Annotated in this window: 19 protein-coding genes, 1 rRNA gene and 1 other annotated feature; all 20 genes read left to right on the forward strand. The window is 39.6% G+C overall.

Going from position 1 to position 17,286, the window contains the following annotated elements:
• Positions 1-156 precede the first annotated feature (156 nt).
• The 20 genes from rrf to rplK all read left to right on the forward strand — a co-directional run bounded on the left by rrf (position 157) and on the right by rplK (position 17,218).
• Positions 157-272, forward strand: a 5S ribosomal RNA gene (gene rrf, locus ACFFHF_RS17345).
• A 255-nt stretch (positions 273-527) separates the two neighbouring features.
• Positions 528-989, forward strand: coding sequence for a CtsR family transcriptional regulator (locus ACFFHF_RS17350; RefSeq protein ID WP_066058665.1), 462 nt, complete (start codon positions 528-530; stop codon positions 987-989).
• A gap of 52 nt (positions 990-1,041) precedes the next feature.
• Entirely contained in the window at positions 1,042-1,596 is a 555-nt protein-coding gene (gene mcsA, locus ACFFHF_RS17355; RefSeq protein WP_377058710.1) for a protein-arginine kinase activator protein McsA, read from the forward strand.
• A gap of 3 nt (positions 1,597-1,599) precedes the next feature.
• On the forward strand, positions 1,600-2,664 hold the full coding sequence (gene mcsB, locus ACFFHF_RS17360) for a protein-arginine kinase McsB (RefSeq protein WP_160547985.1): 1,065 nt from the start codon (positions 1,600-1,602) through the stop codon (positions 2,662-2,664).
• Between the two features lie 20 nt (positions 2,665-2,684).
• Complete coding sequence (gene clpC / locus ACFFHF_RS17365) at positions 2,685-5,120, forward strand: ATP-dependent protease ATP-binding subunit ClpC (protein WP_160547984.1); 2,436 nt, start codon at positions 2,685-2,687, stop codon at positions 5,118-5,120.
• A 138-nt stretch (positions 5,121-5,258) separates the two neighbouring features.
• Entirely contained in the window at positions 5,259-6,635 is a 1,377-nt protein-coding gene (radA, locus tag ACFFHF_RS17370; RefSeq protein WP_160547983.1) for a DNA repair protein RadA, read from the forward strand.
• 196 nt (positions 6,636-6,831) lie between these two features.
• Positions 6,832-7,923, forward strand: coding sequence for a PIN domain-containing protein (locus ACFFHF_RS17375; RefSeq protein ID WP_160547982.1), 1,092 nt, complete (start codon positions 6,832-6,834; stop codon positions 7,921-7,923).
• 20 nt (positions 7,924-7,943) lie between these two features.
• Complete coding sequence (gene ispD / locus ACFFHF_RS17380; RefSeq protein WP_160547981.1) at positions 7,944-8,642, forward strand: 2-C-methyl-D-erythritol 4-phosphate cytidylyltransferase; 699 nt, start codon at positions 7,944-7,946, stop codon at positions 8,640-8,642.
• 5 nt (positions 8,643-8,647) lie between these two features.
• Positions 8,648-9,130, forward strand: coding sequence for a 2-C-methyl-D-erythritol 2,4-cyclodiphosphate synthase (gene ispF / locus ACFFHF_RS17385; RefSeq protein WP_160547980.1), 483 nt, complete (start codon positions 8,648-8,650; stop codon positions 9,128-9,130).
• A 65-nt stretch (positions 9,131-9,195) separates the two neighbouring features.
• On the forward strand, positions 9,196-10,656 hold the full coding sequence (gene gltX / locus ACFFHF_RS17390; RefSeq protein WP_160547979.1) for a glutamate--tRNA ligase: 1,461 nt from the start codon (positions 9,196-9,198) through the stop codon (positions 10,654-10,656).
• Positions 10,657-10,699: 43 nt separating this feature from the next.
• Positions 10,700-10,928 (forward strand) — a binding site (T-box leader).
• A gap of 63 nt (positions 10,929-10,991) precedes the next feature.
• Positions 10,992-11,660: a serine O-acetyltransferase gene (gene cysE / locus ACFFHF_RS17395; protein WP_160547978.1), complete on the forward strand. Its 669-nt coding sequence runs from the start codon at positions 10,992-10,994 to the stop codon at positions 11,658-11,660.
• Positions 11,641-13,038, forward strand: coding sequence for a cysteine--tRNA ligase (gene cysS / locus ACFFHF_RS17400; RefSeq protein WP_340901777.1), 1,398 nt, complete (start codon positions 11,641-11,643; stop codon positions 13,036-13,038). The genes cysE and cysS overlap by 20 nt, the downstream gene beginning before the upstream one ends.
• A gap of 3 nt (positions 13,039-13,041) precedes the next feature.
• A complete protein-coding gene (locus tag ACFFHF_RS17405) occupies positions 13,042-13,446 on the forward strand; it encodes a ribonuclease III domain-containing protein (protein WP_160547977.1) in 405 nt (134 codons plus the stop codon).
• Positions 13,447-13,462: 16 nt separating this feature from the next.
• Positions 13,463-14,206 (forward strand): 23S rRNA (guanosine(2251)-2'-O)-methyltransferase RlmB, encoded by a 744-nt coding sequence (gene rlmB / locus ACFFHF_RS17410; protein WP_160547976.1) that lies wholly within the window; start codon positions 13,463-13,465, stop codon positions 14,204-14,206.
• A 1-nt stretch (position 14,207) separates the two neighbouring features.
• On the forward strand, positions 14,208-14,714 hold the full coding sequence (locus tag ACFFHF_RS17415) for an NYN domain-containing protein (RefSeq protein WP_160547975.1): 507 nt from the start codon (positions 14,208-14,210) through the stop codon (positions 14,712-14,714).
• A 125-nt stretch (positions 14,715-14,839) separates the two neighbouring features.
• Positions 14,840-15,451 carry an RNA polymerase sporulation sigma factor SigH gene (gene sigH / locus ACFFHF_RS17420; RefSeq protein WP_377058716.1) on the forward strand — a complete coding sequence of 204 codons (612 nt, stop codon included), beginning with the start codon at positions 14,840-14,842 and terminating at the stop codon, positions 15,449-15,451.
• A 94-nt stretch (positions 15,452-15,545) separates the two neighbouring features.
• Positions 15,546-15,689 carry a 50S ribosomal protein L33 gene (gene rpmG / locus ACFFHF_RS17425; RefSeq protein WP_119706256.1) on the forward strand — a complete coding sequence of 48 codons (144 nt, stop codon included), beginning with the start codon at positions 15,546-15,548 and terminating at the stop codon, positions 15,687-15,689.
• Positions 15,690-15,738: 49 nt separating this feature from the next.
• Positions 15,739-15,918, forward strand: a complete 180-nt coding sequence (secE, locus tag ACFFHF_RS17430; protein ID WP_160547973.1) for a preprotein translocase subunit SecE — start codon at positions 15,739-15,741, stop codon at positions 15,916-15,918.
• Between the two features lie 166 nt (positions 15,919-16,084).
• Positions 16,085-16,618 (forward strand): transcription termination/antitermination protein NusG, encoded by a 534-nt coding sequence (nusG, locus tag ACFFHF_RS17435; RefSeq protein WP_160547972.1) that lies wholly within the window; start codon positions 16,085-16,087, stop codon positions 16,616-16,618.
• Positions 16,619-16,792: 174 nt separating this feature from the next.
• A complete protein-coding gene (gene rplK / locus ACFFHF_RS17440) occupies positions 16,793-17,218 on the forward strand; it encodes a 50S ribosomal protein L11 (protein WP_251523673.1) in 426 nt (141 codons plus the stop codon).
• Positions 17,219-17,286 lie beyond the last annotated feature (68 nt).

The following is a 17,286-nucleotide window of genomic DNA, read 5'->3' on the forward strand; positions in this document are numbered from 1 at the left end:
TAAGACGAATCACGCAAGAAGGCCTGCCTTCTGGAGGGATTTGGCTTATGACCTCGAGCGGCTAGGCGCTGTAGCTGGACAACGATGAAACGTATTTCTTTCTTCTTCATTCATTATCTAGTTTTGAAGGAATGATTTTCTTCAATTGAATACTGGTCTAGTGGCGATAGCGAAAAGGTCACACCCGTTCCCATACCGAACACGGAAGTTAAGCTTTTCAGCGCCGATGGTAGTTGAGGGTTTCCCTCTGTGAGAGTAGGACGTCGCTAGGCAAAGAAAGAAGCACCTGATTGGGTGCTTTTTTTGTTGTGTATTTTTCTAATTAACCGTAAGATCTTATCTTTAAATGAAAATAAAAAGGTTCTATCATCTCAAAAAGTAATAAAGAAATATAATTATGAATTCCTTCCTAGTTTGAGAGCACGAAATTTGGGGAAAAATTTATAAGGTGTTGTTCATTGCATGAAACTACGTTCATCATGTATAATTAATGTCAAATATAGTCAAAGTCAGAGAGGGGGGATATGGTGAGGAACATCTCCGATATCATTGAGCAGTACTTAAAGGAAGTACTCGATATGAGTGAAAGAGAACTCGTTGAAATTAAGCGTAGTGAAATAGCCGATAAGTTTCAGTGTGTACCATCACAAATCAACTACGTAATTAACACACGATTTACCATTGAAAAAGGGTATGTTGTAGAAAGTAAACGAGGTGGTGGTGGATATATTCGAATCATGAAAGTTCAATCACACGATAACGCTCACCTTATTGACCAGCTGCTAACTGTGATCTCTTCTAGAGTGTCACAAAGTAGTGCAGAGCATGTGATTTTTAGGCTCGTTGAGGAAGATGTGATCTCAACGAGAGAAGCAAAAATTATGCTCAGTGTCATTGATCGCTCCGTCCTGTATATTGACTTACCATATCGTGATGAACTTCGTTCGAGAATGCTAAAGGCTATGTTAACAACATTGAAATATAAATAATAAGATCTTACGCCTTTAGAAAAAAGTAAAGCCATTTATTGAGGTGAGTAACATGATTTGTCAGGAGTGTAATGAAAGGCCAGCTACACTTCATTTTACAAAGATTAACAATGGTAAGAAAACTGAGTTCCACTTATGTGAGGTGTGTGCCCAAGAAAAAGGAGAGCACTTTGTAGTCACTAATACTTCTGGTTTTTCCATTAATAATCTATTGGCTGGACTATTAAACTTCGATCATAAATATCAGCTTGCTCAACAAAAAGCTTCACTTTATGAGCAACAACAAGTATTGCAATGTGAAAGCTGTTCGATGACATATAAGCAATTCAGTCAAGTCGGGCGGTTTGGATGTGCACAGTGCTATGAGACGTTTAAGGATCAACTTCAACCGATACTACGACGGCTCCATAGTGGAAACTCCACACATAACGGAAAGATACCTAAGCGTATAGGTGGCAACATTCACTACAAAAAGAAAATGGAAGAACTAAAGGTTGATTTGAAGTCTGCAATAGAAAATGAAGAGTTTGAACAAGCAGCCATTGTAAGGGACGAAATAAGAGAAATTGAAAAGCTGTTACGCAGTGAAAGTGAAGGAGAGGAATAGTACATGTCTCTTGAAAAATTTATTAATCAAGCCATAAGCTCATGGATGAGTGCAGAAGGGCCTGATTCAGACATTGTTCTAAGTTCTCGAATTCGGCTCGCGCGGAATATAAATGAGTATAAGTTCCCAACCCTCTTCTCTAATGAAGAAGCACAAGAGGTTATTCAGACAATGGAGAAGGCATTATTAAATCATTCCATTCCTAACTTAAGTCCATTAGAACTTCTAAGAATGGAAGAACTTCAGCCAATACAAAAACGAGTATTAATGGAGAAGCATTTAATCAGTCCTCATCTAGTTGAAAACTCTACTTTAGGTGCCTGTCTTTTATCAGAAAATGAAGAAGTTTGCATTATGGTTAATGAAGAAGACCATATTCGAATTCAATGCTTATACCCTGGATTCCAGGTAAGCGAGGCGTTGACTCTGGCTGATCGAATTGATGATGAATTAGAAGAGCATATCAATTATGCATTTGATGAACAGGTAGGATACTTAACGAGCTGTCCGACAAATGTGGGAACAGGGATGCGCGCTTCTGTAATGATGCATCTACCAGGTTTGACATTAACGCAACAAATGAATCGTATTATTCCAGCCATCAATCAACTGGGCCTCGTCGTCAGAGGCATATATGGAGAGGGTAGTGAGGCGTTAGGCAACATCTTTCAAATATCCAATCAGATCACGTTAGGTAAATCTGAAGAGGATATTGTTGAAGACTTAAAGGGAGTTGTCACCCAACTAATTGCCCAGGAAAGGTCAGCACGTGGGGCATTAGCAAAGACTTCTAACATACAATTAGAAGATAGAGTTTTTCGCTCCCTAGGTGTTCTAACACATAGTAGAATCATTGAAACAAAGGAAGCAGCCAGCTGTTTGTCTGATGTAAGATTAGGGATTGATATGGGCTATATTGAAAACATATCAAAAAATATATTGAATGAATTAATGATATTAACACAGCCAGGATTTCTCCAGCAATATGCGGGAGGACCACTAAGACCCAACGAGCGTGATATTCGTCGCGCCTCTTTAATAAGGGAAAGAATAAAAATGGAAAATTAACCTTAGAGGAGGATGTTCATATGATGTTTGGACGTTTTACAGAGAGAGCTCAAAAGGTACTTGCACTAGCACAGGAAGAAGCTATTCGTTTAGGTCATAACAATATTGGAACAGAGCATATTTTACTTGGATTGGTAAGAGAAGGCGAAGGTATCGCAGCAAAAGCATTATATGCTTTAGGATTAGGATCAGAGAAAATACAAAAAGAAGTAGAAAATCTGATTGGTAGGGGGCAAGATGCTTCTCAGACCATTCACTATACACCACGAGCAAAAAAGGTGATTGAACTTTCCATGGATGAAGCAAGAAAGCTTGGCCATTCATATGTAGGAACAGAGCATATATTGCTTGGTCTTATTCGTGAAGGTGAAGGGGTAGCAGCGAGGGTATTAAACAATTTAGGCGTAAGCTTAAACAAAGCAAGACAGCAAGTGCTTCAACTGTTAGGTAGCAGTGAGTCAAGCAATCACCAAGGGGGTACGGCAGCTAGTGCGAATACACCTACCTTAGATAGCTTAGCACGTGACTTAACAGCTATTGCTAGAGAAGGAAGTCTTGATCCTGTTATTGGTAGAAGCAAAGAAATTCAACGTGTGATCGAGGTATTAAGCCGACGTACGAAAAATAACCCAGTGTTAATTGGGGAGCCTGGAGTAGGGAAAACGGCTATTGCTGAAGGTTTGGCTCAACAAATTGTAAATAATGAGGTTCCTGAAACATTAAGAGATAAGCGTGTTATGACGCTTGATATGGGTACGGTTGTAGCGGGTACAAAGTATCGAGGTGAGTTTGAGGACCGTTTAAAGAAAGTAATGGATGAGATCCGTCAGGCAGGAAATATCATTTTATTCATCGATGAGTTGCATACACTTATCGGTGCTGGTGGAGCAGAAGGTGCGATTGATGCTTCAAATATCTTAAAGCCTTCATTAGCTCGTGGAGAACTTCAATGTATTGGGGCAACAACCCTCGATGAGTACCGTAAATATATTGAAAAGGATGCCGCTTTAGAAAGACGTTTCCAGCCAATCATGGTAGATGAACCAACAGCGGATGAATCTGTACAAATTTTAAAAGGATTGAGAGATCGTTACGAAGCACATCATAGAGTGTCCATTACGGATGAAGCGATTGAGGCAGCTGTAAAATTGTCAGACCGTTATATTTCGGATCGCTTCCTTCCTGATAAGGCCATTGATTTAATTGATGAAGCAGGATCAAAAGTAAGATTGCGTTCTTACACGACTCCTCCAAACTTAAAGGAGCTTGAAGCCAAGCTTGAAGAAGTTCGCAAGGAAAAGGATGCTGCAGTTCAAAGTCAAGAATTTGAAAAGGCTGCATCTTTACGAGATTCAGAGCAAAGACTTCGTGAACAACTTGAGGAGACAAAGAAAACCTGGAAAGAGAAGCAAGGGAAAGAGAACTCAGAGGTTACGGTCGATGATATTGCTACGGTTGTGGCAAGTTGGACGGGAATTCCTGTTTCACGACTGGCACAAACAGAAACAGATAAGTTATTAAAGCTTGAAGAAATTCTTCATTCTCGTTTAATCGGTCAAGAGGAAGCTGTAAAGGCTATTTCAAAGGCTGTCCGTCGTGCTCGTGCTGGTTTGAAAGATCCAAAGCGCCCTATCGGCTCGTTTATTTTCCTTGGTCCAACAGGTGTTGGTAAAACCGAGCTTGCACGTGCATTAGCAGAAGCGATGTTTGGCGATGAGGACGCAATGATTCGCGTTGATATGTCAGAGTATATGGAAAAACATTCGACTTCCAGACTAGTAGGTTCTCCTCCAGGTTATGTAGGATACGATGAAGGTGGACAATTGACAGAAAAGGTAAGAAGAAAGCCTTACTCTGTTATTTTATTAGATGAAATTGAAAAAGCTCATCCAGATGTATTTAATATTTTGCTTCAAGTACTTGAAGATGGACGTTTAACGGACTCAAAAGGAAGAAGTGTTGACTTCCGAAATACAGTTGTAATTATGACATCTAACGTTGGAGCAGAAGCGTTAAAGCGTAATAAGTATGTTGGATTTAACATTCAAGATGGAGAGCAGGACTTTAAAGATATGAAGGGCAAGGTAATGGAAGAGCTGAAAAAGGCATTCCGTCCAGAGTTCCTAAACCGTATCGATGAGATTATTGTTTTCCATTCATTAGAGAAGAAGCACTTGAAACAGATCGTAACTTTAATGTCTGATCAGCTAATTAAGAGATTAAATGAACAGGATATTACATTAGAGCTAACCGATGCTGCAAAAGAGAAAATTTCTGAAGAAGGATACGACCCTGAATACGGTGCTCGACCTTTAAGAAGAGCGATTCAGAAGCATATTGAAGACCGTCTATCAGAAGAGTTATTAAGAGGTACGGTACTGACAGGACAAAAGGTTGTCATTGATTATGTGGATGGTGATTTTGCTGTTAGGGCAGGAGAACCTATTCATAAATAATCATAAAAATAGGAGCACACGTAAGAGATTACGTGTGCCTTCTATTTTCTTTTGGGAAATACTTATCACTGCAATGGATTTATAACATGTCTTATAATAAGAGAGTATGGCAAGGAAGGTGTAAAGGGGGATATACGTTTGGCAAAAGTAAAAACAAAATTTATGTGTAATGATTGCGGCTATGAATCTCCCAAATGGATGGGGAAATGCCCTGGGTGTGGACAATGGAATACGATGGTGGAAGAGATAGAAAAGAAGGTATCCAATCACCGTGCAACCTTTGCTCATTCCGTAGGTTCAACAACCATGTCTAAAGCAACACCAATTACCTCTATTGAAACGATGACAGAGCCCCGTATACAAACGGACTTGGTTGAGTTAAATCGTGTGTTAGGTGGCGGAATCGTTAAGGGCTCCCTTGTGTTAATAGGCGGTGATCCTGGAATTGGGAAGTCCACTCTGCTTCTACAGGTTTCTTCTCAACTGGCAAAAAAGCAACATTCCGTTCTTTATATATCAGGGGAAGAGTCCATGAGACAAACGAAGCTAAGGGCCGATCGCCTAGGAGTCACATCAGAAAACTTACTCGTCTATTCTGAAACGGACCTAGAAGAGATCAGTCGAACAATTGAAAAGGAAAACCCGAGTTTTGTCATTGTGGATTCTATCCAAACCATATTCCACCCTCAAGTAACCTCTGCACCAGGAAGTGTTTCTCAAGTAAGAGAGTGTACAGCTGAGCTTATGAGGATAGGGAAGACAAAGGGGATTGCCATTTTCATCGTAGGTCATGTGACAAAGGAAGGCTCGATTGCGGGTCCTAGACTTCTCGAACATATGGTCGATACCGTGCTCTATTTTGAAGGAGAGCGTCACCATACGTATCGGATTGTCAGAGCGGTGAAAAATCGTTTTGGTTCCACAAATGAAATGGGAATTTTTGAAATGAAGGAATTTGGATTAGAAGAGGTTCATAATCCATCTGAAATATTCCTTGAGGAGCGATCACAAGGGGCGGCAGGATCGACAGTAGTTGCTTCGATGGAAGGTACACGACCGGTTTTAGTAGAGATACAAGCACTTATTTCACCAACTAGTTTTGGAAATCCTAGGAGAATGGCTACAGGAATTGATCATAACAGAGTTTCACTGCTAATGGCTGTGTTGGAGAAACGAGTTGGGTTGTTGCTTCAAAATCAGGATGCCTACTTAAAGGTTGCTGGTGGAGTGAAGTTGGATGAACCAGCAATTGATTTAGCGGTAGCAATTAGCATTGCTTCAAGTTTCCGTGATAAGCCAACCAGACCAACCGATTGTATTATAGGTGAAGTAGGTTTGACAGGGGAGATAAGAAGGGTATCTAGAATAGAGCAGCGTGTTCAAGAAGCAGCTAAGTTAGGGTTTGAACGAGTCATTATTCCTGCCAATAACATAGGTGGATGGTCAGCCCCAAAAGGGATTCAGTTGATTGGAGTATCTACTGTAGCGGATGCACTAAAAGCGACATTTGAATAAGTGAAAGATAAAGGGTAAAAAATTGACACCAATATTTGCTAGGTGCTACCCTTAGTAATAATAATCATTAGAAATCACCCGCAATTATACTGAAATAACAAAGAGATTACAGGATAATGACAAACAATAATTTTCTATGTAATATTACGTTTCAATTTATAGAATTTGTTTATAATGTATAAAAGGAGGTGAAGGAATGTTAAAGCGTATTGTTCAAGCCTGTTTCTTAATTACAGGTGGTACTTTAGGGATCTTTTTAATCTCTGATTTATTAACTCTTATCTCATTAGACGACATTCCTCTGATAAATAATCATTATGTTACCGCTATTTTAGGTGCTATTATTTTTTATCTTATTACTTTTTGGGCGGTCGAGTATGTCGTCAATTTCGTGAAATGGGTAGAAGAATCCCTTGTGAAAGTACCTATAACAGATATTATTTTTGGTAGCGTAGGATTAGTGTTTGGATTAATCATTGCCTTTTTAGTTGGTTATGCTTTAACGGGTATTGAAGTACCTATTTTAAATACGGTTGCTCCCGTACTATTGACACTTCTATTTGGTTATTTAGGTTTCCAGGTTGGTTTTAAAAAGAGAGACGAGTTATTAACCCTTTTTACAAAATCGAAAAAGAAGTCTAGTGACGAAGAAATAGAGGCTGAGCCTACTAATGCTAAAAATGAATTAAAAATATTAGATACAAGTGTTATTATTGATGGACGTATTGCTGATATCTGTCAAACAGGTTTCTTAGATGGAACGATTGTCATTCCACAATTTGTCCTTGAAGAATTGCAGCATATTGCTGATTCCTCAGATGTATTAAAGCGAAACCGTGGTAGAAGAGGTCTTGATATTTTAAATCGAATTCAAAAAGAGCTAGCGATGAATGTTGAAATATATGAAGGCGATTTTGAGGATGTACAAGAGGTAGATTCAAAACTTGTTAAGCTTGCTAAGTTAACAAGTGGGGTAGTTGTAACTAATGACTTTAATCTTAATAAAGTGTGTGAACTTCAAAAGGTCGCCGTATTAAACATTAATGACTTGGCAAATGCTGTTAAGCCAGTGGTATTACCTGGAGAAGAAATGAATGTTCAAGTCATTAAAGATGGCAAGGAGCATAATCAAGGGATTGCTTATCTCGATGATGGCACGATGATTGTGGTGGAAGATGGTAGAGATTATATTGGTAAGCAGCTTGATGTATTGGTAACAAGTGTATTACAGACATCAGCTGGTCGAATGATTTTTGCTAAACCGAAGTTACTAGAAAAAGCATTATAGAAATAGTTAGGGGATATCTTATGTCTTACCAAGTTATTATCCCTGCAGCAGGACAAGGGAAAAGAATGCGGGCAGGCAAAAATAAGGTGTTGCTTCAGCTAAAGGATATTCCTATATTAATTCATACTCTGAGAGTATTTGAATTAGATGACGCATGTAAGGGAATTATTTTAGCTATTTCAGCCGGAGATGAAGATCATTTTTCCAGTCTCTTAAAAAAGTATCGAATTAAAAAGGTTACCTCTCTTGTTGCTGGTGGGAACGAAAGACAGCATAGTGTATACAATGGGTTGCAGGCAGCAAAGAAAGAGGGAATTGTACTCGTACATGATGCAGCTAGGCCATTTATTGAAAAAAGAGTGATCCATGAATTAGTATCGGTAGCTGAAAAGGATGGAGCGGCTGTAGTAGCGGTGCCTGTTAAGGATACGATTAAGAAGGTAAATAATTTTGAAGTAGTTGAGACGATTGAGCGTTCAAGCTTGTGGGCCATTCAAACCCCACAAGCTTTTCGCGTGTCGTTGCTAGAAGAAGCTCATAACCTAGCGTTGGTACAGAATTTTTTAGGGACGGATGAAGCCAGTTTAGTAGAACGACTACATATACCTGTAAAAATTGTTGAGGGCGACTACGATAATATCAAACTGACGACACCAGAAGATTTGTATTTTGCAGAGGCAATCATTAAGCAACGTGACTACCAAAAGAGGGGACTTTAATAACGATGTTTAGAATTGGACAAGGATTTGACGTTCATCAGCTCACAGAAGGTAGACCTTTGATATTAGGAGGTATAACGATTCCTTATGAAAAAGGATTGTTAGGGCATTCTGATGCAGATGTCCTTCTTCACACAGTGACAGATGCAGTTTTAGGGGCGATTGGTGAAGGAGATATTGGAAGACACTTCCCGGATACGGACCCAGAGTTTAAGGATGCCGATTCAGCGAAACTTCTTGAACATGTATGGTCATTAGTTGAGAATCGAGGGTATGAGCTTGTGAATGCAGATTGCACCATTATTGCACAAAAACCTAAGATGGCACCATATATTGAGCAAATGAAGAACCGAATCGCTGAATTATTGAAAGCTACACCCGATCAAGTAAATGTGAAAGCAACAACGACAGAAAAGCTTGGGTTTACCGGAAGAGGAGAAGGAATTGCCTCTCAAGCAGTGGTGCTCTTAAAAAAGAAAGAGCTCTAGGAATTGTCTTTTCACAATGATAAAATAAATGTCAAAAATAGATTGAACTCTTAGGAGGAAAAAGAATGTCTAACACTGTACGTGTTCGTTATGCACCAAGTCCAACGGGGCATTTACATATTGGAAACGCTCGTACTGCGCTATTTAACTACTTGTTTGCGCGTCATCAAGGTGGAAAGTTTATTATCCGAATTGAAGACACTGATAAGAAGCGTAATATTGCTGGTGGGGAAGAGAGTCAGCTAAAATACTTAAAATGGTTAGGGATCGATTGGGATGAGAGCGTTGATGTCGGTGGATCATATGGTCCATATCGACAATCAGAACGTAACGACTTATATGAAGTGTATTATAAGCAACTTCTAGAAGAGGGCAAAGCTTATAAATGCTATTGTACAGAAGAAGAATTAGAAGCAGAACGTAATGAGCAAGCGGAGAAGGGTGAGATGGGTGGCTATTCAGGCAAATGTCGTCATCTAACGAGTGAGCAGCGTGAAGGTTTAGAAAAAGAAGGCAGACAGCCAAGTGTTCGCTTTCTAGTTCCTGAAGGAAAGGTTTTCAGCTTTAACGATATGGTTAAAGGGGACGTTTCTTTTGAGGCAGATGGAATCGGCGGAGATTTTGTTATTGTAAAAAAGGACGGAACACCAACATATAATTTTGCTGTAGCCGTTGATGATCACTTAATGGAAATCACACATGTGTTGCGTGGTGATGATCATATCTCAAATACACCAAAGCAAATGATGATCTACGAAGCATTAGGTTGGGAAACACCGGTGTTTGGACATATGACATTGATCGTGAATGAAAGCCGAAAGAAGCTGAGCAAACGAGATGAGTCCATTATTCAGTTCATTGAACAGTATGAGGAATTAGGATATCTTCCTGAAGCATTATTTAATTTTATTACTTTACTCGGCTGGTCACCATCTGGAGAAGAAGAGATTTTCTCGAAGGAAGAGTTGATTTCTATTTTTGAAGCGAATCGACTTTCGAAATCTCCGGCTCTATTTGATAAGCAAAAGCTTACGTGGATGAATAACCAATACATGAAGAAGCAAGAGGTTGATGTCGTGTATGAGCTTGCTCTGCCACATCTTCAAAAGGCGGGTCTTATTAGTGAGGCAATGACTCCAGAGGAAATAGAATGGACGAAAAACCTCGTAGCACTTTATCAAGAGCAGTTGAGCTATGGGGCTGAAATTGTCGAGCTATCTGAGTTATTCTTCAAGGAAGAGCTGGAGCTAGAGGAAGAAGCAAAGGCGGTTCTTCAGGAGGAAGGCGTGAAGGAAGTATTATCTACTTTTGCGAATGAGATTGAAAAGCTTCCAAGTCTCCAGCCAGAGGATGTTCAAGCAACGTTGAAGAGTGTTCAAAAAGCAACGGGGCAAAAGGGTAAGAAGCTCTTTATGCCGGTTCGTGTGGCTGCTACTGGTCAAACACATGGTCCCGATCTACCGAAAGCCATTGCGCTAATCGGAAAAGAAAAAATATTACAGCGAATTGTGAGCATTATTGGTTAACAGATTGGAAAAAATGTAATATAGTAAAGATAATTATATAATTTAGAAAATGTTGAAGAGGAAAAGTAAAAAAGCAATGCTTTTTAGAGAGAACCATCATCGGCTGAAAGTGGTTTAAGTCCCTTGTTTTTTGAAGTGCCCCTCTGAGTCCTGATTCGAAACGGGGTCATTCCCTTAGTAGAATGAGGCGGATTTCTTCCGTTACAAGAGTTGAGTTGAAGTAACTTAGGTTACTTAAACAGAGTGGAACCGCGCAACAAAGCGTCTCTGTCATTTTTGACAGGGGCGTTTTTATTTTTATAAAAAAGCAGCATTTACGTTTAGGGGGAACGATAATGTTTAAAATGCTAAGGGAAGATGTTGAAGTAGTTTTTGAACAAGATCCAGCGGCAAGGACGTATTTGGAGGTTATCTTAACATATTCAGGTTTGCATTCCATCTGGGCTCATCGAATGGCACATGCTCTATATAAGAGAAAATTTTATTTTATGGCAAGGGTCATTTCGCAGGTAAGTCGCTTCTTCACAGGGATAGAAATTCACCCAGGTGCAACCATCGGAAGACGTTTTTTTATCGATCATGGCATGGGGGTTGTCATTGGTGAAACATGTGAAATTGGTGACAATGTGACGGTGTTTCAGGGAGTTACACTCGGAGGAACTGGAAAAGAGAAAGGAAAGCGACATCCAACGATAAAGGACAATGCTCTTATTGCAACGGGTGCGAAAGTATTAGGGTCAATCACGGTTGGTGAAAATTCTAAGATAGGCGCAGGTTCTGTTGTACTAAAGGATGTCCCTCCGAATTCGACAGTAGTTGGTATTCCTGGGAAAGTGGTAATAAGGGATGGAAAGAAAGTAGAGAAAGATTTAAATCACTGTGATCTACCAGATCCAACTGGTGATCGTTTTAAAGCATTAGAATCCGAAATTAACCATTTAAGAAGACAACTAGAACAGGTAGAGAAGGAAAGGAGTTACGAGCGTGAGCATTCAAATATATAATACATTGACTCGTTCAAAAGAGCCGTTCATACCTCTTGAAGAAGGTAAAGTAAAGATGTATGTTTGCGGACCTACAGTTTATAACTATATCCATATAGGAAACGCTAGACCACCTATTGTGTTTGATACAGTAAGAAGATACTTAGAGTACAGGGGCTATGAGGTTCAATATATCTCCAATTTCACCGATGTGGATGATAAGCTTATTCGCGTAGCAAATGAGCTGGGTGAAGATGTCCCAACGATTGCTGATCGTTTTATTAAAGCGTACTTTGAAGATGTTACAGCACTTGGATGCAAAAGAGCAGATGTGCATCCTCGAGTTACAGAAAGTATGGATATTATTTTAGATTTTATTTCTACATTGATTGAAAAGGGATATGCCTATGAGTCCGAGGGAGATGTATACTATCACACTCGCAAATTTAAGGAGTATGGTAAACTGTCTCACCAATCAATTGATGAACTGCGACTAGGAACGAGAATTGCCATCGGTGAAAAGAAACAAGATTCCTTAGACTTTGTCCTTTGGAAGGCAGCAAAGCCGGGTGAAATCTTCTGGGAAAGCCCATGGGGGAAAGGAAGACCGGGTTGGCATATTGAGTGCTCTGCCATGGCGAAGAAGTATTTAGGTGATACCATTGACATTCATGCAGGAGGACAGGATCTGGCTTTCCCTCATCATGAGAATGAAATTGCCCAATCAGAAGCGCTAACAGAAAAAACATTTGCGCGCTATTGGATGCATAACGGGTACATTAATATTGATAATGAAAAAATGTCAAAATCACTAGGAAACTTTGTTCTCGTTCACGATATTATCAAAAAACATGATCCGCAGGTACTACGCTTCTTCATGTTAGCAGTCCATTATCGCAATCCTATTAACTATACTGATGAATTGTTAGAAAATACAAAAGCAGGACTTGAACGATTGAAAACTTCGTACCAAAACTTAAAACATCGACGGGATGCAAGTACCAACTTAACGGATAATGATCAAGAGTGGTTGACAAAAGTTACCACCTTACATGATGAGTTTGTTCGTGATATGGATGATGATTTTAATACAGCAAATGGGATCACTAAGTTATTCGACCTATCTAAGTTGGCTAACATGTATCTTATAGAAAAAAATACATCTATTGTTGTAATCGATGCATTTATGAGAGAGTTTGAAGTGTTATTTGGAATCTTAGGTTTAACGCTTGAAGCGGATCAACTGCTTGACGAAGAAATAGAAGCATTAATTGAACAACGAATCCAGGCTAGAAAAGATCGGAATTTCCAGTTATCTGACCAAATTCGTGATCAGTTAAAAGAGATGAATATTATTTTAGAAGATACGCCTCAAGGCACAAGATGGAAAAGAGGCTAAAATATGCTTCACTTTGAAAATACGATAGATGCGAAACAATTGAATAGTCTCGCTTTAGCATATATAGGGGACTCCATTTTTGAAGTTTATGTTAGAAGATATCTCCTTGAATCAGGGAAGGTAAGACCAAATCAGCTTCATAAGGAGTCAACCAAGTATGTTTCAGCAAAAGCTCAGTGTCAATTCATCCATCACTTTCTGGATTCGAAGCTTTTGAGTGAGGAAGAAGAGGCTGTTGTTAGAAGGGGCAGAAATGCAAAATCTGGAACAGTGCCAAAGAACACAGATGTACAGACATATCGCTATGGGACAGCGTTTGAAGCATTAATCGGATATCTATATTTGATGAACAGAGAGGAGCGACTTGATGAGTTGATCACAGTCGCCCTCTCTCAAGTTGGAGAATGAAAGGAGGAACAATAAGATGAGCCAAGACTTTATTATTGGAAAAAACCCAGTTATAGAAGCACTAAAGTCAGAACGCGATGTGAATAAAATATTTATCGCAGAAGGTTCCCAAACGGGTCAAATGCAACAGGTCATTGGGCTAGCAAAAGCACAAAATGTCATCGTTCAATTTGTTCCTAAAAAGAAAATCGATCAGATGGTAGAAGGAAATCACCAAGGGGTCGTTGCGGCAGTGGCTGCCTATCAGTATGCGGAGCTGGATGACTTGTTTAAGGCAGCAGAAGCAAAAGGAGAAACACCTTTTTTCCTTCTGTTAGATGAAATTGAGGATCCACATAATCTAGGATCCATTATGAGAACAGCGGATTCCACTGGTGCACACGGAATCATCATTCCGAAACGAAGAGCAGTTGGGTTAACAGCAACCGTAGCAAAAGCATCAACGGGTGCCATTGAGTATGTTCCTGTTGTCCGAGTGACGAATATGGCACAAACCATTGATGAACTAAAGGAACGAGGATTATGGATTGCAGGTACCGATGCGTTGGGAAAACAGGACTTTCGTTCGCTCGATGGGACAATGCCTTTAGGTCTTGTGATTGGTAGTGAAGGTAAAGGAATGGGGAGACTCATCCGTGATAAATGTGACTTTTTGGTTAGCCTGCCAATGAAAGGACATGTCACCTCTTTAAATGCTTCGGTAGCAGCTGCCCTTTTAATGTATGAGGTGTATCGAAAACGATATCCACTAGAGGGATAAAATGGACATTCTGTTAGTGGATGGATACAATATCATCGGAGCCTGGCCAGAGCTTCGAGAGCTGAAAAATAAGGATCTAGCTGCCGCTAGGGACCGTCTGGTTGAGAGGATGGCCGAGTATCAAGCCTACTCAGGTTATCGTGTCATCGTTGTTTTTGATGCACATTTTGTAAAAGGAACAGAGAAAAAGTATAAAAATTATAAAGTCGAAGTTATCTTCACAAGAAATAATGAAACTGCGGATGAACGCATTGAAAAACTTGCGATCTCTTTAAATAATAGGAAAACTCAAATTCATGTGGCCACCTCTGATTTTACAGAACAATGGGCCATATTTGGACAAGGAGCCCTAAGAAAATCAGCACGAGAGTTATTAATTGAGATGGATTCGGTTGAAAAGAAGATAGAAAAAAAGGTAAAGAACATCCAGGAAAATAGCCCTGCTTCAAAAATACCGTTAAGTAGTGAAGTGGCAGAAATTTTCGAAAAATGGCGTCGAGGAAAGTGAAGAGCGGTTGACGCTTTAAAAAGGCCTACTGTATAATATTTCTATCTATGCTTGTTCGGTCGGGGGGATCCGAAGTGAATGCTGACTACAAGACAACAAAAATCAACGAAAATTATTTACATTTAATGCAGCTTGAGGATGAAGAAATAGTTGATTTAGTGCACAAAGGTGATAGTGAAGCATTAGATTACTTGATTCATAAGTATCGAAACTTCGTTAGAGCTAAAGCTAGATCCTATTTCTTAATCGGTGCTGACAAAGAGGACATTGTTCAAGAAGGAATGATCGGTCTTTACAAAGCGATCAGAGATTTCCGAGAAGACAAGCTCACTTCCTTTAAAGCGTTTGCAGAACTTTGTATTACGAGACAAATCATTACCGCCATTAAAACGGCAACAAGACAAAAGCATATTCCACTGAACTCTTATGTGTCGTTGGACAAGCCGATCTATGATGAAGAATCCGATCGTACGTTAATGGATGTTATTTCTGGAGCTAAAGTGTTAGATCCGGAGGAACTTATTATCAATCAAGAGGAATTTGATCATATTGAGGTGAAAATGGCAGAGCTTCTAAGTGATTTAGAGCGGAAAGTCCTAGCTCTATACCTTGATGGCCAGTCATATCAGGAAATATCAGAGGAGCTTAACCGTCATGTGAAATCGATTGATAATGCGCTCCAACGTGTGAAAAGGAAGCTTGAGAAATACCTTGAGGTAAGGGAGCTCACCCTGTAGTATGACAGGGTAGATGGTAATAGAGCTCTGTTGACATTGATAAGTGTCCATGATACAGTTTTATGGACAAAATAGTAAGTTAGAGGTGGCATTTTTGACAAAAAAGGTAGTTTTGGCCTGTGTAACTTGCGGTTCGAGAAACTATTCAACGATGAGCAATAAAGAGTCGGAACGGTTAGAGCTGAAGAAGTTTTGTAGAACATGCAGTGCTCATACCATCCACCGTCAAACAAAGTAGTAGGCACCACCTATAGATAGAGTAAGACAAGGAAGTTGGGGGTATCCACATGCAGCGCGTAGTCGATTTTTTTAAAGATGTCAGCCGTGAAATGCGCAAGGTTAGTTGGCCAAAGCGTAAGGAACTGACGAACTACACAGTTACAGTATTAGCTACAGTTATATTTTTTGCTCTTTTCTTTGCTGTAATAGATTTAGGGATTTCAGAATTAATTCGTTTAATTCCTTGAATAACACCCGTAACATAATGGTATAATGGTAACAAACATAGGAAACTTTTAGCAAAGCCCGGCAACGGGTTTTTTCATTTGTAAAAAAATAAAAGCTAACAATGCTTTCTAGTTTAATAATATGGATTTTTTTATATAGGGAGGGAAGGACAATTCGTCCTCGACAATGGAAAAGAATTGGTATGTAGTTCATACTTACTCTGGTTATGAGAACAAGGTAAAAGCAAACCTTGAAAAGCGTGTAGAGTCTATGGCGATGCAAGACAAAATCTTCCGAGTAGTAGTGCCTGAAGAAGAAGAAACAGATATTAAGAATGGTAAAAAGAAAGTAGTTAAAAGAAAAGTATTCCCAGGTTACGTATTAGTTGAAATCTTAATGACAGATGACTCTTGGTATGTGGTTCGAAATACTCCTGGAGTAACTGGTTTCGTAGGTTCAGCTGGATCTGGTTCTAAGCCGACACCTTTACTGCCGGAAGAAGTGAATTTCATTCTTAAACGTATGGGACTTGAGCAGAAGCGTGTGGATGTAAACTTTGAACTTGGAGAAACGGTACAAGTCAAGGAGGGTCCATTTGCAAACTTTACTGGATCTATTGAAGAAATTGACAAAGACAAGTCTAAAGTCAAGGTTCTTGTAAATATGTTTGGTCGGGATACCCCTGTAGAACTTGAATTTACACAGATTGAAAAAATATAACCTGAAAAAACTTGAAATAGGTTTCGAAAGATGGTAATATTTCAAAGGTCAGTATGTCTCAAACATTGAGACCGGACAAAAGGAAACAGTTCTTTATTCTAAATAAAGACTATTATATGAGTGGGAGGGGAAAATCCCCTATTACCACATCACGGACTTAAGGAGGTGTGTCTCGTGGCTAAAAAAGTAATTAAGATTGTTAAGTTGCAAATCCCTGCTGCTAAAGCTAATCCAGCACCACCAGTTGGTCCTGCACTTGGTCAAGCCGGTGTTAACATCATGGGATTCTGTAAAGAGTTCAACGCTCGTACAGCTGAACAAGCTGGCTTAATCATTCCTGTTGAGATTACGGTTTTTGAAGACCGTTCATTTACATTTATTACAAAAACTCCTCCTGCTGCAGTTCTTCTTAAGAAGGCGGCTGGCATTGAGTCTGGTTCTGGTGAACCGAACCGTAATAAAGTAGCAACAGTCAAGCGTGACAAGGTGCGCGAGATTGCTGAAACAAAAATGCCTGATCTAAATGCGGCTAGCGTTGAAGCAGCTATGCGTATGGTTGAAGGTACTGCACGCAGCATGGGTATTGTTATCGAAGACTAATTCATGCTCGAATGTTTCTTTAGTTAAGGGGTTGCGGTGTTGAATTTGGTTTCACGCGCAACCTTTCT

Origin of the sequence: Robertmurraya beringensis (assembly GCF_042433785.1) — a bacterium.
GTDB lineage: Bacteria > Bacillota > Bacilli > Bacillales > Cytobacillaceae > Robertmurraya_A > Robertmurraya_A beringensis.

What these genes read in the sequence shown, in the direction of transcription:
- ACFFHF_RS17405 (WP_160547977.1), top strand. Translation starts at nt 13,042, where the DNA reads ATGCTTCACTTTGAAAATACGATAGATGCGAAACAATTGAATAGTCTC.
- rlmB (WP_160547976.1), top strand. Translation starts at nt 13,463, where the DNA reads ATGAGCCAAGACTTTATTATTGGAAAAAACCCAGTTATAGAAGCACTA.
- ACFFHF_RS17375 (WP_160547982.1), top strand. Translation starts at nt 6,832, where the DNA reads ATGTTAAAGCGTATTGTTCAAGCCTGTTTCTTAATTACAGGTGGTACT.
- mcsA (WP_377058710.1), top strand. Translation starts at nt 1,042, where the DNA reads ATGATTTGTCAGGAGTGTAATGAAAGGCCAGCTACACTTCATTTTACA.
- cysE (WP_160547978.1), top strand. Translation starts at nt 10,992, where the DNA reads ATGTTTAAAATGCTAAGGGAAGATGTTGAAGTAGTTTTTGAACAAGAT.
- clpC (WP_160547984.1), top strand. Translation starts at nt 2,685, where the DNA reads ATGATGTTTGGACGTTTTACAGAGAGAGCTCAAAAGGTACTTGCACTA.
- mcsB (WP_160547985.1), top strand. Translation starts at nt 1,600, where the DNA reads ATGTCTCTTGAAAAATTTATTAATCAAGCCATAAGCTCATGGATGAGT.
- ispF (WP_160547980.1), top strand. Translation starts at nt 8,648, where the DNA reads ATGTTTAGAATTGGACAAGGATTTGACGTTCATCAGCTCACAGAAGGT.
- sigH (WP_377058716.1), top strand. Translation starts at nt 14,840, where the DNA reads ATGCAGCTTGAGGATGAAGAAATAGTTGATTTAGTGCACAAAGGTGAT.
- gltX (WP_160547979.1), top strand. Translation starts at nt 9,196, where the DNA reads ATGTCTAACACTGTACGTGTTCGTTATGCACCAAGTCCAACGGGGCAT.
- nusG (WP_160547972.1), top strand. Translation starts at nt 16,085, where the DNA reads ATGGAAAAGAATTGGTATGTAGTTCATACTTACTCTGGTTATGAGAAC.
- ispD (WP_160547981.1), top strand. Translation starts at nt 7,944, where the DNA reads ATGTCTTACCAAGTTATTATCCCTGCAGCAGGACAAGGGAAAAGAATG.
- ACFFHF_RS17415 (WP_160547975.1), top strand. Translation starts at nt 14,208, where the DNA reads ATGGACATTCTGTTAGTGGATGGATACAATATCATCGGAGCCTGGCCA.
- secE (WP_160547973.1), top strand. Translation starts at nt 15,739, where the DNA reads ATGCAGCGCGTAGTCGATTTTTTTAAAGATGTCAGCCGTGAAATGCGC.